13 protein-coding genes are annotated in these 14,312 nt (G+C 66.1%); 6 read left to right on the plus strand and 7 right to left on the minus strand.

From position 1 onward, the window contains the following. Positions 1-229: 229 nt before the first annotated feature. The 3 genes from BWQ93_RS14630 to gluQRS are packed head-to-tail and all read right to left on the minus strand — an operon-like array spanning position 230 to position 1,913. Positions 230-811: a cob(I)yrinic acid a,c-diamide adenosyltransferase gene (locus BWQ93_RS14630; protein WP_077031195.1), complete on the minus strand. Its 582-nt coding sequence runs from the start codon at positions 809-811 to the stop codon at positions 230-232. Positions 812-827: 16 nt separating this feature from the next. Beyond that, positions 828-1,052: an HIG1 domain-containing protein gene (locus BWQ93_RS14635; protein WP_077031196.1), complete on the minus strand. Its 225-nt coding sequence runs from the start codon at positions 1,050-1,052 to the stop codon at positions 828-830. A gap of 9 nt (positions 1,053-1,061) precedes the next feature. Further along, the gene (gene gluQRS, locus BWQ93_RS14640; protein ID WP_077031197.1) at positions 1,062-1,913 is read right to left on the minus strand and encodes a tRNA glutamyl-Q(34) synthetase GluQRS; all 852 of its coding nucleotides are present in this window, start codon (positions 1,911-1,913) and stop codon (positions 1,062-1,064) included. A 170-nt stretch (positions 1,914-2,083) separates the two neighbouring features. Here gluQRS and BWQ93_RS14645 point away from each other — a divergent pair, with 170 nt between their 5' ends. The 3 genes from BWQ93_RS14645 (at position 2,084) to ppc (ending at position 6,129) form a co-directional block, all read left to right on the plus strand. Further along, a complete protein-coding gene (locus tag BWQ93_RS14645; RefSeq protein ID WP_058806588.1) occupies positions 2,084-2,650 on the plus strand; it encodes an HNH endonuclease in 567 nt (188 codons plus the stop codon). 211 nt (positions 2,651-2,861) lie between these two features. Next, the gene (locus tag BWQ93_RS14650) at positions 2,862-3,290 is read left to right on the plus strand and encodes a YbaY family lipoprotein (protein ID WP_083721198.1); all 429 of its coding nucleotides are present in this window, start codon (positions 2,862-2,864) and stop codon (positions 3,288-3,290) included. 160 nt (positions 3,291-3,450) lie between these two features. Beyond that, a complete protein-coding gene (ppc, locus tag BWQ93_RS14655; RefSeq protein WP_077031199.1) occupies positions 3,451-6,129 on the plus strand; it encodes a phosphoenolpyruvate carboxylase in 2,679 nt (892 codons plus the stop codon). A gap of 196 nt (positions 6,130-6,325) precedes the next feature. Here ppc and BWQ93_RS14660 read toward each other — a convergent pair whose 3' ends face one another. The 4 genes from BWQ93_RS14660 to BWQ93_RS14675 all read right to left on the minus strand — a co-directional run bounded on the left by BWQ93_RS14660 (position 6,326) and on the right by BWQ93_RS14675 (position 10,337). Further along, a complete protein-coding gene (locus BWQ93_RS14660; protein ID WP_077031200.1) occupies positions 6,326-6,844 on the minus strand; it encodes a hypothetical protein in 519 nt (172 codons plus the stop codon). A 197-nt stretch (positions 6,845-7,041) separates the two neighbouring features. Then, positions 7,042-7,845, minus strand: a complete 804-nt coding sequence (locus tag BWQ93_RS14665; protein WP_077031201.1) for an SDR family oxidoreductase — start codon at positions 7,843-7,845, stop codon at positions 7,042-7,044. 51 nt (positions 7,846-7,896) lie between these two features. After that, a complete protein-coding gene (locus BWQ93_RS14670; protein WP_077031202.1) occupies positions 7,897-9,015 on the minus strand; it encodes an acyl-CoA dehydrogenase family protein in 1,119 nt (372 codons plus the stop codon). A gap of 140 nt (positions 9,016-9,155) precedes the next feature. After that, entirely contained in the window at positions 9,156-10,337 is a 1,182-nt protein-coding gene (locus BWQ93_RS14675) for an acyl-CoA dehydrogenase family protein (RefSeq protein WP_077031203.1), read from the minus strand. 173 nt (positions 10,338-10,510) lie between these two features. Between BWQ93_RS14675 and BWQ93_RS14680 the strand changes: the two genes are divergently transcribed. From BWQ93_RS14680 to BWQ93_RS14690, 3 genes are all read left to right on the plus strand, one after another. Next, entirely contained in the window at positions 10,511-11,368 is an 858-nt protein-coding gene (locus BWQ93_RS14680) for an SDR family NAD(P)-dependent oxidoreductase (protein ID WP_077031204.1), read from the plus strand. Further along, positions 11,365-12,825 (plus strand): MFS transporter, encoded by a 1,461-nt coding sequence (locus BWQ93_RS14685; RefSeq protein WP_198040398.1) that lies wholly within the window; start codon positions 11,365-11,367, stop codon positions 12,823-12,825. The genes BWQ93_RS14680 and BWQ93_RS14685 overlap by 4 nt, the downstream gene beginning before the upstream one ends. Positions 12,826-12,935: 110 nt before the next feature. Further along, positions 12,936-14,225: an acyl-CoA dehydrogenase family protein gene (locus tag BWQ93_RS14690; RefSeq protein WP_077031205.1), complete on the plus strand. Its 1,290-nt coding sequence runs from the start codon at positions 12,936-12,938 to the stop codon at positions 14,223-14,225. Positions 14,226-14,312: the final 87 nt, after the last annotated feature.

A 14,312-nucleotide genomic window follows, 5' to 3' on the forward strand; every position in this document is an offset into this window, starting at 1 on the left:
TTCTTTCTTCGCGACCCCGAAGAGAAGGACGGTGCTTCGACAAGCTCAGCACGAACGGAGTGGGGTATCCCTCCGCGTCTCCGCGTCCCCGCGTGAACATCTTTTCTCTGCGATCTCTGCGCCTCTGCGCGCATCATTCTTTTTCGCCTTGCGGCACAGCCGTCGAAACCCCTCCACCACCGCTTCGCGGCGCGCCCCCCCAAACGCTTCGCGATGGGGAGGATCTATTTCAGCGCGTCGCGCCGGGTTTCCAGAGGATGTCGCCGCCCGCCGCGGCGTTGAGGTGGCGCGTCAGGACGAAGAGATGGTCCGACAGGCGGTTGAGATAGGCGAGCGCGATCGGGTTGAGTTCGCGCTCCGCCGCGGCGGTCACCGCGGCGCGTTCGGCGCGGCGCGTCACCGCGCGCGCGATATGAAGCTGCGCCGCCGCCTCGGTCCCGCCGGGTAGGATAAAGCTCTTCAGCGGGTCGAGCCCGGCGTTCATCGCGTCGATCTCGTCCTCGAGCCGCGCGACCTGGCTGGGCACGATGCGCAGCGCCATGTCGTGCGGGCCGAAGCCGAACTGGATGTCGGGCGGCGTGGCGAGGTCGGCGCCGAGGTCGAACAATTCGTTCTGGATGCGCGCGAGCATCTTTGCAGGATCGCTGTCCACGGCGAGCGACACGACCGCGACGCCGATTGCGCTGTTCGCTTCGTCAACATCACCGATCGCCGCCATCAGCGGCGCGGACTTGGCGACGCGCGAGCCGTCGACGAGCCCGGTGGTGCCGTCGTCGCCCGTGCGCGTGTAAATCTTGTTGAGTTTTACCACGGAAATGCGCGGCCGCTTATTTGCCGGCGGCGAACAAGCCGATCAGCACGAGCAGGATGACGGTGATCGCCTGCCATTTGACGCGCGCCATCATCATCTTGTTCTGCATCACTTGATTCTCGCGGACCGTCCCGTCCATCGCGGCGCGGTGCCCCTGCGAGAAATGGAAGAGTCCGCGCGCGAGCGAGAAGAGGACGAAGCCGGCGGCGACCACGACGCCAAGGACGAGCAGGATTTCCATGCCCCCTATTTAGGGCATCCGCAGCGAATATCCAGTGGGAAGCCGGTCGGCGAGCAGATCGGCGGCGAGCGCGGGCCCGTCGGTTCCCGCCGCGCGCAGCGAGGCGAGCGAGGCGGCGGCGTCGCGCTTCGCGAGGCGCTTGCCGTCCGGGCCGCAGACGAGCGCGTGGTGGCGATAGAGCGGCACGGGCAGACCGAGCAGCGCCTGGAGCAGGCGGTGGACGTCGGTCGAGGCGATGAGGTCGGCGCCGCGGATGACATGCGTCACCCCCATTGCGGCGTCGTCGAGCGTGCTCGCGAGATGATAGGAGGCCGGCGCGTCCTTGCGCGCGAGCACGACGTCGCCATGCGCGGCGGGATCGGCGCAGCGAGGCCCCTGCCCCTGCTCCTCCCAGTCGAGATCGCCCGCAAGTGCGGTCGCCTGCGCCATGTCGAGGCGCCAGCAATGCGGTTCGGCGGCGATGCGGCGCGCGCGTTCTTCGTCCGAGAGATGGCGGCAGGTGCCGGGGTAGATGGCGCCGGATGGTCCGTGCGGCGCGGCGAGGCTCGCGGCGATATCCGCGCGGGTGCAGAAGCAGGGATAGACAAGCCCGCGCGCGTGGAGGTCGTCGAGCGCCGCCTGATAATGCGCCAGCCGCAGCGACTGGCGCACGGGCTCGCCGTCCCAGAAGATGCCGAGCCAGGCGAGGTCGGTCAGCGACGCCGCGAGATAGTCCTCGCGCGAGCGGCTGCCGTCGATATCGTCGATGCGCAGGACGAAGCGCCCGCCCGCGACGCGTGCGGTGTCAAAGGCGAGCAGCCCGCTATAGGCGTGGCCGAGATGGAGCTCGCCGGTCGGGCTGGGGGCGAAACGGGTCAGCATAAGTGCGACTTCGAATCCATATGCTGTGGGACTTGTCCGCAAGCCTTCCCATATCTTGCGGCAGATGCCCCCTTGACGCCAGAATCTGATAAGGCATGTAATGCCAGTGTCACTTCGGGAAGGCAGTGGCGCGCCAACCCGGACAGAAAAGGGGGCAGCGTCCAAAAGCCATGTTTCATCCCGATCTCGCTCGGCATCCCGACAGCTGTCCCGCCCTAGTTTTGAACGCCGACTATACGCCGCTCAGCTATTACCCGCTCAGCCTGTGGCCTTGGCAGACCGCGGTCAAGGCGGTGTTCCTCGACCGGGTGACGATCGTCGAGAATTACGAGCGCGAAATCCATTCGCCGACGCGCACGATGCCGATCCCGAGCGTCATCGCGCTGCGCCAATATGTGAAGCCGTCGCAATATCCGGCCTTCACGCGCTTCAACCTGTTCCTGCGCGACCGGTTTTCGTGCCAATATTGCGGATCGGGCAAGGACCTGACCTTCGATCATGTCGTGCCGCGCCGGCTGGGCGGGCGCACGACGTGGGAGAACGTCACGACTGCGTGTGCACCGTGCAACCTCAAGAAGGGCGGGCGCACGCCGCAGCAGGCGCATATGCCGATCCACCGCCAGCCGTGGCGGCCGACTTCGTGGCAGTTGCAGGACAATGGCCGCTGCTTCCCGCCGGGCTATCTGCACGAAAGCTGGATTGACTGGCTTTACTGGGACGTCGAGCTGGAGGGGTAGGCGTGGGCTTTCCTCCCCTTCGTCATTCCCGCGCATGCGGCAATCCAGCTTTCTTCTTCGTGCCTTTGCGCCTTTTCGCGAAATCCTTCTTTTTTTGTTTCGCGCAAAGACGCAAAGGCGCAAAGAGAAGGGGCAGAAAGAAGCTGGATTGCTTGGAGAGTCGCGCGCCTCTCCGCGCCCTCCACGGGAATGACGAGGGTAGGAGATGGCCATGCTTCGTTTCGCTGCGGCACTTTTGCTCGCCCTGCCCCTGTCGTCCTGCGCCATTACCGGCGAGGACAGCGGCGAGGCGGCGAACCAGTGGGTCACGGTCAGCGGCAGCATCGCCTATCGCGAGCGGATCGCCTTGCCCCCGGATGCGCAGATCGAGGTGCGCGTCGACGACGTCAGCCTGGCCGACGCGCCGTCCAAGACGATCGCGCGCCAGGCCTTTGCCGCCGACGGGCAGCAGGTGCCGATTAGCTTCCTGATCCGCTTCGACCGCGGCGCGATCGAACCCCGGCACAGCTATGCGGTGGCGGCGCGGATCACCGGCGCCGACGGGAAGCTGATGTTCATCACCGACACGCGGCACAGCCTCGACGTCGGCGCCGGGTCGGAGGTCGACATGGGGACCTTGGGGCTGGTGAAGACGCGCTGAGACCCCTTTACGTCATCCCGGCGAAGGCCGGGATCTCGCCGGTGCGTCAGCAAGCTAGGGAGAAATCCCGGCCTTGGCCGGGATGACGGGATTGAGCATAGCTATGCGCCGACATCGCGCCGCTTGACGCTGCGCCTTCGCAGGTGCAGCAATCCGGCGCATGGGCCCTCCGATCCAGATCTCGCAAAATCCCGACATCCGCTATTTGGGGCGGATCTTGGGCGACGTCATTCGTGCCTATGGCGGCGAGAAATTGTTTCGCCAGACCGAATATATCCGCTCGGTCAGCGTCGACCGGCACCGCGGGATCGACGGGGCCGAGGCGATCGACACCGGGCTCGATGCGCTGACGCTCGACGACACCATCGCCTTTGTCCGCGGTTTCATGCTCTTTTCGATGCTCGCCAACCTCGCCGAGGACAGACAAGGCGTGGCGGCCGAGCCCGAGGCGACGGTCGCGGCGGCGCTGGCGCGGCTGAAGAGCGACGGGATCGACGGCGATGCGGTGGCGTCGCTGATGAGCGCGGCGCTGGTCGCGCCGGTGCTGACCGCGCACCCGACCGAGGTCCGGCGCAAGTCGATGCTCGACCACAAGAACCGCATCGCCGAGCTGATGCTGCTGCGCGACGCGGGGGCCGAGGAGACGGCAGAGGGCGATATCGTCGAGGATGCGATACGGCGGCAGATCGTGCTGTTGTGGCAGACGCGGCCGCTGCGCATGGAGAAATTGTTCGTCGCCGACGAGATCGACAATGCTTTGACCTATTTGCGCGACGTGTTCCTGCCGGTGGTGCCCAAGCTTTATGCGCGCTGGGAGAAGGAGCTGGGGCAGCGCCCCGCGAGCTTCCTGCGCGTCGGAAGCTGGATCGGCGGCGACCGCGACGGCAATCCCTTCGTCACCGCCGAGACGCTGACCATGGCCACCAGCCGCAACGCCGCGGCGGTGCTGGGCCATTATATCGACGCGGTGCACGCGCTGGGCGCCGAGCTGTCGGTGTCGGCGGGGCTCGCGCCGGTGCCCGAAGCCGTCGAGGCGCTGGCCGAGGCAAGCGGCGACAATGCGCCGAGCCGCCGCGACGAACCCTATCGCCGCGCCTTGTCGGGCCTCTATGCCCGGCTGACCGCGACTTTTGCGACGATCACCGGCAAGGCGGCGCCGCGGCCGTCGGCGCTGAAGGGCGCGCCCTATGCCACGCCCGCCGAGTTCCGCCGCGACCTTGTGACGCTGGCCGACGGGTTGGCGGCGAGCGGCGAAGGCCAGCTCGCCGGGGTCGGCGCGCTCGGGCGGCTGATCCGCGCGGTGGAAGTATTCGGCTTCCACCTCGCGACATTGGACATGCGCCAGAACAGCGCGGTGCACGAGCGTGTGATCGCCGAAGTGCTGCGCGTCGCCGGGGTGTGCGACGATTATGCGGCGCTTGACGAGGAGGCGCGTATCGCGCTGCTCACCGCCGAACTGGCGAGCGACCGGCCGCTCGCGGTGGCGTGGCACGAATGGAGCGAGGAGACCGCGGGCGAGCTCGCGATCGTCCGCGCCGCCGCCGACGTGCGGGCGCGGCTCGGCCCCGACGCGATCTGCCAGTGGATCATCTCGATGGCGCAGACTTTGTCCGACCTGCTCGAAGTGCATGTGCTCGCGCGCGAGGCGGGGCTGTGGCGGAGCGGCGATGCGGCGGGCAAGGCGAACCTGATGGTCGTGCCCTTGTTCGAGACGATCGCCGACCTCGTGCATGCGCCGGCGATCATGGCGCGTTACTTCGCGATGCCCGAGATCGGTCCCCAGGTGAGCGCACGCGGGCATCAGGAAGTGATGATCGGCTATTCCGATTCGAACAAGGACGGCGGCTATCTCACCTCGACCTGGGGGCTGCACCAGGCGTCGCAGGCTTTGACCCCGGTGTTCGCCGCGGCGGGGCCGTCGATGCAATTGTTCCACGGCCGCGGCGGCGCGGTCGGGCGCGGCGGCGGCAGCGCCTTTGCCGCGATCCGCGCGCAGCCCGCGGGGACGGTGCAGGGGCGCATCCGCATCACCGAACAAGGCGAGGTGATCGGCGCCAAATATGGCACCGCGGGCAGCGCGGCGACCAACCTCGAGGCGATGGTGTCGGCGAGCCTGCTCGCGAGCCTCGAGCCCGAGGCGCTGGGCGCGGCCGACTGCGTGCGCTTTACCGCGGCGATGGATAAGCTGTCGGACGGGGCCTTCGCGGCGTATCGCGGGCTCGTCTACGACACGCCCACCTTCAAGGATTTCTTTCGCGCGATGACGCCGATCGCCGAGATCGCGACGCTGAAGATCGGGTCGCGGCCGTCGAGCCGCACCAAATCGACCGCGATCGAGGACCTGCGCGCGATCCCCTGGGTGTTCAGCTGGGCGCAGTCGCGCACGATGCTGCCCGGCTGGTACGGGACGGGCGAGGCGTTTGCGGACTTCGCCGATAAGGCCTTGTTGGCGGACATGGCGGCGAGCTGGCCCTTCTTTGCGGCGCTGCTCGGCAATATGGAGATGGTGCTCGCCAAGTCCGACATGGGGATCGCTGCGCGCTATGCGGGACTCGCGGGGCAGGTCGAGGGGCATGACGCGATCTTCGGGCGGATCAAGGACGGCTGGAACCGCGCGCACGACGGGCTGCTCGAGATCACGGGGCAGACGCGGCTGCTCGAGAAGAATCCCGCGCTCGAGGCGTCGATCCGGCTGCGGCTGCCCTATATCGAACCGCTCAACCTGCTGCAGATCGAGCTGATGAAACGGCACCGCGCGGGCGAGACCGATGCGCGGATCGCAGAGGGCATCCAGCTGACGATCAACGCGATCGCGACGGCGCTCAGGAACAGCGGGTAGCAGCTTCCTTCCCCCTTGACGGGGGAAGGATATGGAGCCTTGGCCGCGAAGCGGCCTAGGCGGAGTTGGATGGGGGTGAAGGTGCGTCCTTCGGCCTTCGTGTCAGGCCGAGGGCGCACCCCCACCGCTGCGACTAACGAACAAGTTCGTAAGTCTCGCTGCCTCCCCCATCGAGGGGGAGGGTGGGATATGATTCTCAGCTCTTGGTGATCAGCACCTCACCCTTGCTGTTCGCGCCGTCGGGGCCGAATTTGATCGTGAAATCGCTGCCGTCCTTGTCCTTGCCCGCGAGCGTGTCGCCGGTGCGCGAAATCTTGACGCCCTGTTTGGCGAATTCGCCCGCCATCCATTCGGCGGCCTTGGCGGGCGCGGCGGGCGAGGTGAAGCCGAGCTTGACCACCGCCTTGTCGGCGCCGTTCCGGTCGTTCGCGTCGACATTGACCGTCGTCACCTGGCTGCCCGGATAGAGCTTGACCCCGTCGATGTCGAAATCGCCGGTGACGTCGAAATCGACGAAGTCGGGGACGTCGATGTCGATATCGACGCCGTCGCCGCCGATCTTGACCTTGCCGCCGCCGTCCTTGCTCGAACTGATCTGGACGCCGCCATGCTCGTCGCCGGCGTTGATCGAGATTTCGGGTCCGGCCTTTTTCTCTTCCTCCTGTCCGCAGGCAGCGAGGAGGAGGATCGGGGGGAGCAGATAAGCGAAGCGCATGGCACATCTCCTTGGTGAGTTAGTTTAATAATACACCTTGAAGAGGCCGGAGTCAAATAGGACTCACCCTCCCCTTCAGGGGAGGGCAGCGAGACTTGGCAGCTTGCTGCCATAGTCGCAGCGGGTGGGGGCCAGACACCTTGCGCAAGGCGTCTGGCCCCCACCCCAACCCCTCCCCTGAAGGGGAGGGGCTTTTGTTACGCATCGATGCTGGTCTTGAGGTCACCGTGCACCAGCCCGCCGTCGACGGTGATCGTGTCGCCGACAACATAGTCGCCCGCCTTCGACGCGAGGAAGATCGCGGCGCCGGCCATGTCCTCGGGGATGCCGATGCGCTTGACCGGGATGCTCTTCGCCACCGCGTCGCCATGGTCGCGCGCGGCCTTGTTCATGTCCGACTGGAAGGCGCCCGGCGCGATTGCGGTGACGATGATGTTGTCGGTCACCAGCCGCGCCGCCATGCGCTTGGTGAGGTAGAGGATCGCGGCCTTCGACGCGTGGTAGCTGTAGGTTTCCCATGGGTTGAGACGCATGCCGTCGATCGAGCCGATGTTGATGACCTTCGAGGGGCGGTCGGCGGTGCCGCCGGCCTTAAGCAGTCCGTGCAGCGCCTGCGTCAGGAAGAAGGGCGATTTGACGTTGATGTCCATCACCTTGTCCCAGCCCGCCTCGGGGAAACCTTCGAAAGGTTCGCCCCATGCGGCGCCGGCGTTGTTGACGAGGATGTCGAGTTTCTCCTCACGGGCTTCGAGTTCCTTCGCCAGCGCGCGGCAGCCCTCGACGGTCGAGAGATCGACGGGAAGCCCGATGACCTTGCCGGGGTAGCGCGTATTGAAATCGGCGACCGCGGCTTCGATCTGCGCGCTCTTGCGCGCCGAGATGTAGACGCGCGCACAACCCGCGGCGAGATAGCCCTCGACGATCATCTGGCCGATCCCGCGCGAGCCGCCGGTGACGAGCGCGATGCGGCCGTCGAGGCCGAACATGTCGTTTAGGTTCATTTGTCTTCTCCGATCATTCCCCTCCCGCAGGCGGGAGGGGATAAGTTCAGCTCAGTAGCCGTTCATCCGCGCGACCTGGTCGATGTGGTAGTGCACGTCGCCCATAAACTCGGCGAGCGCGCGGTCGCGTTTCATGTAGAGGCCGATGTCATATTCGTCGGTCATGCCGATGCCGCCGTGCATCTGGACGCCTTCGCGCACCGCGAGGTTGGCGGCGCGACCGGCTTTCGCTTTCGCGACCGACACCATCAGCCGCGCGCCTTCGCTGCCCTCGTCGAGCAATTGCTGCGCCTTCATCACCGTGGCGCGCGCGACTTCCATTTCGCCATAGAGATGGGCGGCGCGGTGCTGGAGGCCCTGGAATTCGCCGATCAGCTTGCCGAACTGCTTGCGTTCCTTGAGATAGGTGACCGTCATGTCCATCGCGCCCTGCCCGACGCCGACCATTTCGGCGGCGGCCCCGGTGCGCGTCGCGGCGAGTAAGGCATCGAGGATCTCGCCGCCCGCGTCGACCTCGCCGATCACCGCGTCGGCATCGACCTCGACGCCGTCGAGCGTGACGTGGCTGGCGAGCGAGGAGTCGACGAGGCGGCGCGGGTCGGCGGTCATGCCTTTCGCATTCTTGGGTACCGCGAACAAAGTGATGCCGCCGTCGGTCTTGGCCGCGACGATGCTCATGTCGGCGACATGGCCGTGGAGCACGAAGCTCTTCTTGCCGTCGAGGCGGAAGCCGTTGCCGCTACGCGTCGCGGTCGCCGCGATGCGGTCGGGGCGGTGCTTCGCGCCCTCGTCGATCGCGAGCGCGACGATCGCTTCGCCCGATGCGATCGCGGGGAGCCAGCGGCCCGCCTGCGTGCCGCCCGCCTTCGCGAGCGCGGCGACGGCGCCGACGCTGGTCGCGAGGAAGGGCGACGGGGTCAGGTTGCGGCCGATTTCCTCGAGCACGATGCCCGCCTCCATATGCCCCATGCCGAGCCCGCCATGCGCCTCCGGCACGAGCATGCCGGGCAGGCCCATTTCGGTGAACTGCGCCCAGAGGTCGCGCGAGAAGCCGGTGGCGTCGGCGCTGTCGCGCAGTTTGCGGAGGTGCGAAACCGGCGCCTGTTCGGCCACGAAGGGCGCGACGCTGTCCTTGAGCATCGCCTGGTCGTCATTGTGATAGAGCGGCATATCTTCTCTCTCCAGTTCCCCTCCCGCTTGCGGGAGGGGTTAGGGGTGGGCCAGCAACTTCGCCTTTGCCCACCCCGCTGCGGCTAGCGAACAAGTTCGCAAGCCTCGCTGCCCCTCCCGCTCGCGGAAGGGGAGAAACATCAGGCGCCCGGCAGGTCGAGGATACGCTTGGCGATGACGTTGAGCATGACTTCGCTCGTCCCGCCTTCGATCGAATTGGCCTTGGTGCGCAGCCAGCCCCGCGCGCGGGCGCCGCCCTTGGTCTCTTCGCTGTCCCATTCCAGGGCTTCGCTGCCGCCGCCCGACATCACCAGTTCGTGGCGGCGCTTGTTGAGCTCGGTGCCGACATATTTCATCATGTTCGAGCTGGCCGGATGCGCGCGACCGGTCTTCCACATATCCATGAAGCGCTCGCCCATCGCGCGATAGGCGAAGACGTCGACGTCGAACGCCGCCATTTCGGCGCGCAGGATCGGATCGTCGAGTTCGCCCGCGGCGTTCTTGCCGAAGGCCTTGGCGAAGGCGCCGCCGATGCTGACCATGTCGCCGCCCGCGCCGCCGCCCGAGATCATCTCGCGTTCGTGGCCGAGCAGATATTTGGCGACGTCCCAGCCGCGGTTGATCTCGCCGATATATTGCGTCTTCGGCACCTCGACATCGTCGAAGAAGGTTTCGCAAAAGGGCGAATTGCCGGAGATGAGCAGGATCGGCTTGGTGGTGACGCCGGGGCTCTCCATGTCGAAGAGCATGAAGGTGATGCCCTGATATTTGTTCGTCTTGTCGGTGCGGACGAGGCAGAAGATCCAGTCGGCCTTGTCGGCGTAGCTCGTCCAGATTTTCGAGCCGTTGACGACCCAGTGATCGCCCTTGTCCTCGCCGAAGGTCTGCAAGGACACGAGGTCGCTGCCCGAGCCGGGTTCCGAATAGCCCTGGCACCAGCGGATTTCGCCGCGCGCGATCGGGTTCAGATACTGGACCTTCTGCTCCTCCGTACCGAATTGCAGCAGCGCGGGGCCGAGCATCCAGATGCCGAAGCTGTCGAGCGGCGAGCGCGCGTTGATGCGCTTCATTTCCTGTTTGAGGATCTTGGTTTCTTCGGGCGTGAGGCCGGCGCCGCCATAGGGCTTGGGCCAGTCGGGCACGGTATAGCCCTTCGCCACGCACGCTTCGAGCCAGGCTTTCTGGGCGTCGTTCTTGAACACCCAATTGCGTCCGCCCCAGCAGACATCGCCTTCCTCGCGGATGGGTTCGCGCATTTCGGCGGGGCAGTTCGCCTCCAGCCAGCCGCGCACTTCGGCGCGAAAAGCGTCCAGATCGCTCATGTTTCAGGCTCCTCTTCCTGGCGGCAAATCTAGGAGCAGTGACCTGCTTTACGCAAGCGTCAACTTGGTCGGCTCGGCCTGCCGTTACGGCGCCGTAGCGTCGGATTGCGGCCCGTTGACGCGCTTTCCCACGCGCCTAAGCTAGGTCGCAAAAGAAAACGGGAGCAGAGGATATGCGATTCGCAGGCAAGGTCGCCGTGGTCACCGGCGCGGCATCGGGCATCGGCAAGGCGACGGTGCTGAAACTGGCGGCCGAGGGCGCACATGTCTTCGCCGCCGACATCGACCTTGCGGGCGGGCAGGCGCTCGCCGCGTCGTCGAACGGCAAGATCGACTTCGTCCCATGCGACGTGACGCGCCCCGCCGACATCGAGATCTTGATGGACACCGCCGCGGCGAAGGGCGGCGGGATCGACATCGTGTTCAACAATGCCGCCGCGGGCGGTGACCGCGCGCCGATCGACGAGATCAGCCCCGAGGACTGGGACCGGACGATGGACCTGGTGCTGAAGTCGGTGGCGATGGGCATCCGTTACGCCGCGCCGCATATGAAGCACCGCCCGGGCGCGAGCATCGTCAACACCGCGAGCGTCGCGGCGCTGGGTGCGGGCTATTCGCCGACCGCCTATGCGGTGGCGAAGGCGGGGGTGCTGCACCTCAGCAAGGTCGCGGCCACCGACCTCGCGCAATATGGCATCCGCGTGAACGCGATCTGCCCGGGCTTCATCAACACCAATATCTTCACCGCCTCGCTCGAAGTACCCGACGCCATGAAGGCGCAGGCGAATGACATCATCGCCGGCATGAGCGCGCAGGCGCAGCCCGTCGCGCGCGGTGGCCAGCCGGAGGACATCGCCAACGCCGTCGCCTATCTCGCGAGCGAGGAAAGCTCGTTCATGACCGGCACCCACCTGCTGGTCGACGGCGGGCTGACGATCGGCCAGCGCCATGCCTGGGACAAGGAAAGCCCGGGCATGTTCGACGCGCTCGTCGCGATGGAGGAGGCGGCGAAGGCGGGAGCCGCGGCGTGACCGCCGCCGCCAAGGCCGTGCCCGACGCACGGCGCCTGCCCGTCTGGCTCAAGGCGACGCACGGGCTCGGCAGCATCGCCTATGGCGTCAAGGACAATGGTTTCGCGACCTTCCTGCTGCTCTTCTACAACCAGGTCATCGGGCTCGACGCGGGGGTGGTCGGCGCCGCGATCATGGTCGCGCTGTTCGCCGACGCGCTGGTCGATCCGATCATCGGCGAGCTGACCGACCGCACGCGCAGCCGCTGGGGCCGCCGCCTGCCCTGGCTCTATGGCGCGCCGATCCCGCTCGCGATCATGTGGATGCTGCTGTGGAGCCCGCCCGAGATGAGCGACGCGGCGACGATCGGCTGGCTAATCGCCTTTGCGATCATCGTCCGCGCGCTGGTGTCGATGTGCGAGGTGCCGTCGGTCGCGATCGTGCCCGAGCTGACCGCCGATTATGACGAGCGCACCGTGGTGATGCGTTATCGCTTCCTGTTCGGCTGGGGCGGCGGCCTGCTGATCCTGCTGCTCGCTTATGGCGTATTCTTCGGCGGGCCGAAGGGGCTCGTCGATCCGGCGGGCTATTTCCCCTATGCGCTGACCGGCGCGCTGATGATGGCGGGCGCGGTGATGATCTCGGCCGCGGGACAGCACAAAAGGATCGCGGTATCGAACCTGGCCGATGCCAAGCCCGCGGGGAGCCTTGGCGACATCCTCCGCGAAATGAAGAAGACGCTGTCGAACCGCGCCTTTCTGTGGCTGATCTTCGCGGCGCTGTTCGGCTTCATCAACCAGGGCATCACTTTCTCGATGACCAATTATATGCTCGGCTTTTTCTGGAAGTTCGATCAGGGCGAGATGATCACCTATGTCTTCCTGCTGTTCGGGACGATGATTGCCGCCTTCCTGCTGGTCGCGCCGCTGTCGAAGGCGCTCGGCAAGCGCGAGGGCGCGATCGTCGCGGGTGCCATCTCGCTGACCGTCAACACCGCGATGTATTTCGCCTGGATCCAGGGCGTCTTCCCCGGCCTGCCGGGCAAGCCCTCGGCCGAGGTCATGTTCGCTTTGGTCTTCTTCTCGAACACCTTTGCGATCATCCTGATGATCCTCTCCTCGTCGATGATGGCCGATGTGGTCGAAGCGTCGCAGAGCGAGACAGGGCGGCGGTCCGAGGGGCTGTTCTTCGCGGGCTATTTCTTCATGCAGAAATGCGCGACGGGGATCGGCATCTTCATCGCGGGCCAGATATTGTCCTACGCCGCCTTTCCGTCCGCGGCAAAGCCCGGCGAGGTCGGTGACGCGGTGCTCACCGACCTCGCCTGGGGCTATATGCTCGCGGTGCTGGTGATCGGGCTGATGGGGCTGATCGTGACGCGGCAATTCCCGATCTCGCGCGCCGATCACGAGGCGCGGCTGGCGCTGCTCGACGATGCGGCGCGGGTAGACCCCGATGCGAGCGGAGCGCATCCGTAACGGAAAAATGCGCGGCGCGGCGAAAGGGTGTAATTTTAGGGCCGCAAGGCTTGGCAGCACGGACGAATCGGTCCAAGGGCTTACGTGAACGTAAAGGGAAAGGGACACAGATGGATTTCGACCTCACCGAACGGCAGCAATATTGGCAGGGCCGCGTGCGCGAATTCATCGATCGCAAGGTCCGCCCCGCGGTGCCGACCTATTATGAGCAGGACGCCAAAGGCGACCGCTGGAAGGTGATCCAGATCGTCGAGGATCTGAAGGCCGAGGCGAAGGCCGCGGGCATCTGGAACCTGTTCATGCCGCCGCGGAGCGGCGCGCACCACCATGTCGACGAGACGTTCGAGTTCGAAGGCCCCGGCCTCACCAACCTCGAATATGCGCTGTGCGCCGAGGAAATGGGCCGCGTCGGTTTCGCGAGCGAAGTGTTCAACTGCTCGGCGCCCGACACCGGCAACATGGAAGTGTTCCATCGCTACGGAACGCGCGCGCAGAAGGAAAAATATCTCGGCCGGCTGATGAACGGCGAGATTCGCTCGGCGTTCCTGATGACCGAGCCCGCGGTCGCTTCGTCGGATGCAACGAACATCGAGACGCGGATCGAGCGCGACGGCGACGATTATGTCATCAACGGCACCAAATGGTGGTCGTCGGGCGCGGGCGATCCGCGCTGCGAGATCGCGATCGTGATGGGCAAGACCGACTTCGCCGCCAAGCGCCACGCGCAGCAGTCGATGGTGCTGATGCCGCTGAACGCGCCGGGGGTGACCATCAAGCGCCACCTGCCCGTCTTCGGCTACGACGACGCGCCGCACGGGCATATGGAAATCGAACTGAAGGACGTCCGCGTCAACGCCGAGGAAGCGATGCTGCTGGGCGAGGGTCGCGGCTTCGAGATCGCGCAGGGCCGCCTCGGGCCGGGCCGCATCCATCACTGCATGCGCACGATCGGCGTCGCCGAGGAAGCGATCAGCAAGATGGCGAAGCGGCTGCAGTCGCGCGTCGCGTTCGGCAAGAAGATCGCCGAATACAGCATCTGGGAGCATCGCCTGGCGCGCGCGCGCATCGACATCGAGATGACGCGCCTGCTCTGCCTCAAGGCCGCCGACATGATGGACAAGGTCGGCAATAAGGCGGCCGCGGCCGAGATCGCGATGATCAAGGTGCAGGCGCCGAACATGGCGCTGTCGATCATCGACGACGCGATCCAGGCGCATGGCGCCGGCGGCGTGTCGGAAGATTTCGGGCTGGCCAAGGCCTATGCGCATCAGCGCACGCTGCGCTTGGCCGATGGTCCCGACGAGGTTCACGAACGCGCGATCGCGCGGATCGAATTTGCGAAGCACAGCGAAGCGAGCGAGCCGGGCTTTTCGTCGGGCGACATCGGCGCTTCGCGTTAAGGCACAATCCGCTCGTGCTGAGCTTGTCGAAGCACCGTCCTTCCTTGTCCCGAAGAAAGAACGGCCCTTCGACAGGCTCAGGGCGAA

The sequence above is a fragment of the Sphingopyxis sp. QXT-31 genome, assembly GCF_001984035.1.
Classification (GTDB): Bacteria; Pseudomonadota; Alphaproteobacteria; order Sphingomonadales; family Sphingomonadaceae; genus Sphingopyxis.

Bases quoted from the DNA above. Each gene is read 5' to 3' on its own strand.
- BWQ93_RS14690 (WP_077031205.1), top strand. From the start codon at position 12,936: ATGGATTTCGACCTCACCGAACGGCAGCAATATTGGCAGGGCCGCGTG.
- gluQRS (WP_077031197.1), bottom strand. From the start codon at position 1,913: ATGCTGACCCGTTTCGCCCCCAGCCCGACCGGCGAGCTCCATCTCGGC.
- BWQ93_RS14670 (WP_077031202.1), bottom strand. From the start codon at position 9,015: ATGCCGCTCTATCACAATGACGACCAGGCGATGCTCAAGGACAGCGTC.
- BWQ93_RS14660 (WP_077031200.1), bottom strand. From the start codon at position 6,844: ATGCGCTTCGCTTATCTGCTCCCCCCGATCCTCCTCCTCGCTGCCTGC.
- ppc (WP_077031199.1), top strand. From the start codon at position 3,451: ATGGGCCCTCCGATCCAGATCTCGCAAAATCCCGACATCCGCTATTTG.
- BWQ93_RS14665 (WP_077031201.1), bottom strand. From the start codon at position 7,845: ATGAACCTAAACGACATGTTCGGCCTCGACGGCCGCATCGCGCTCGTC.
- BWQ93_RS14645 (WP_058806588.1), top strand. From the start codon at position 2,084: ATGTTTCATCCCGATCTCGCTCGGCATCCCGACAGCTGTCCCGCCCTA.
- BWQ93_RS14635 (WP_077031196.1), bottom strand. From the start codon at position 1,052: ATGGAAATCCTGCTCGTCCTTGGCGTCGTGGTCGCCGCCGGCTTCGTC.
- BWQ93_RS14650 (WP_083721198.1), top strand. From the start codon at position 2,862: ATGCTTCGTTTCGCTGCGGCACTTTTGCTCGCCCTGCCCCTGTCGTCC.
- BWQ93_RS14675 (WP_077031203.1), bottom strand. From the start codon at position 10,337: ATGAGCGATCTGGACGCTTTTCGCGCCGAAGTGCGCGGCTGGCTGGAG.
- BWQ93_RS14680 (WP_077031204.1), top strand. From the start codon at position 10,511: ATGCGATTCGCAGGCAAGGTCGCCGTGGTCACCGGCGCGGCATCGGGC.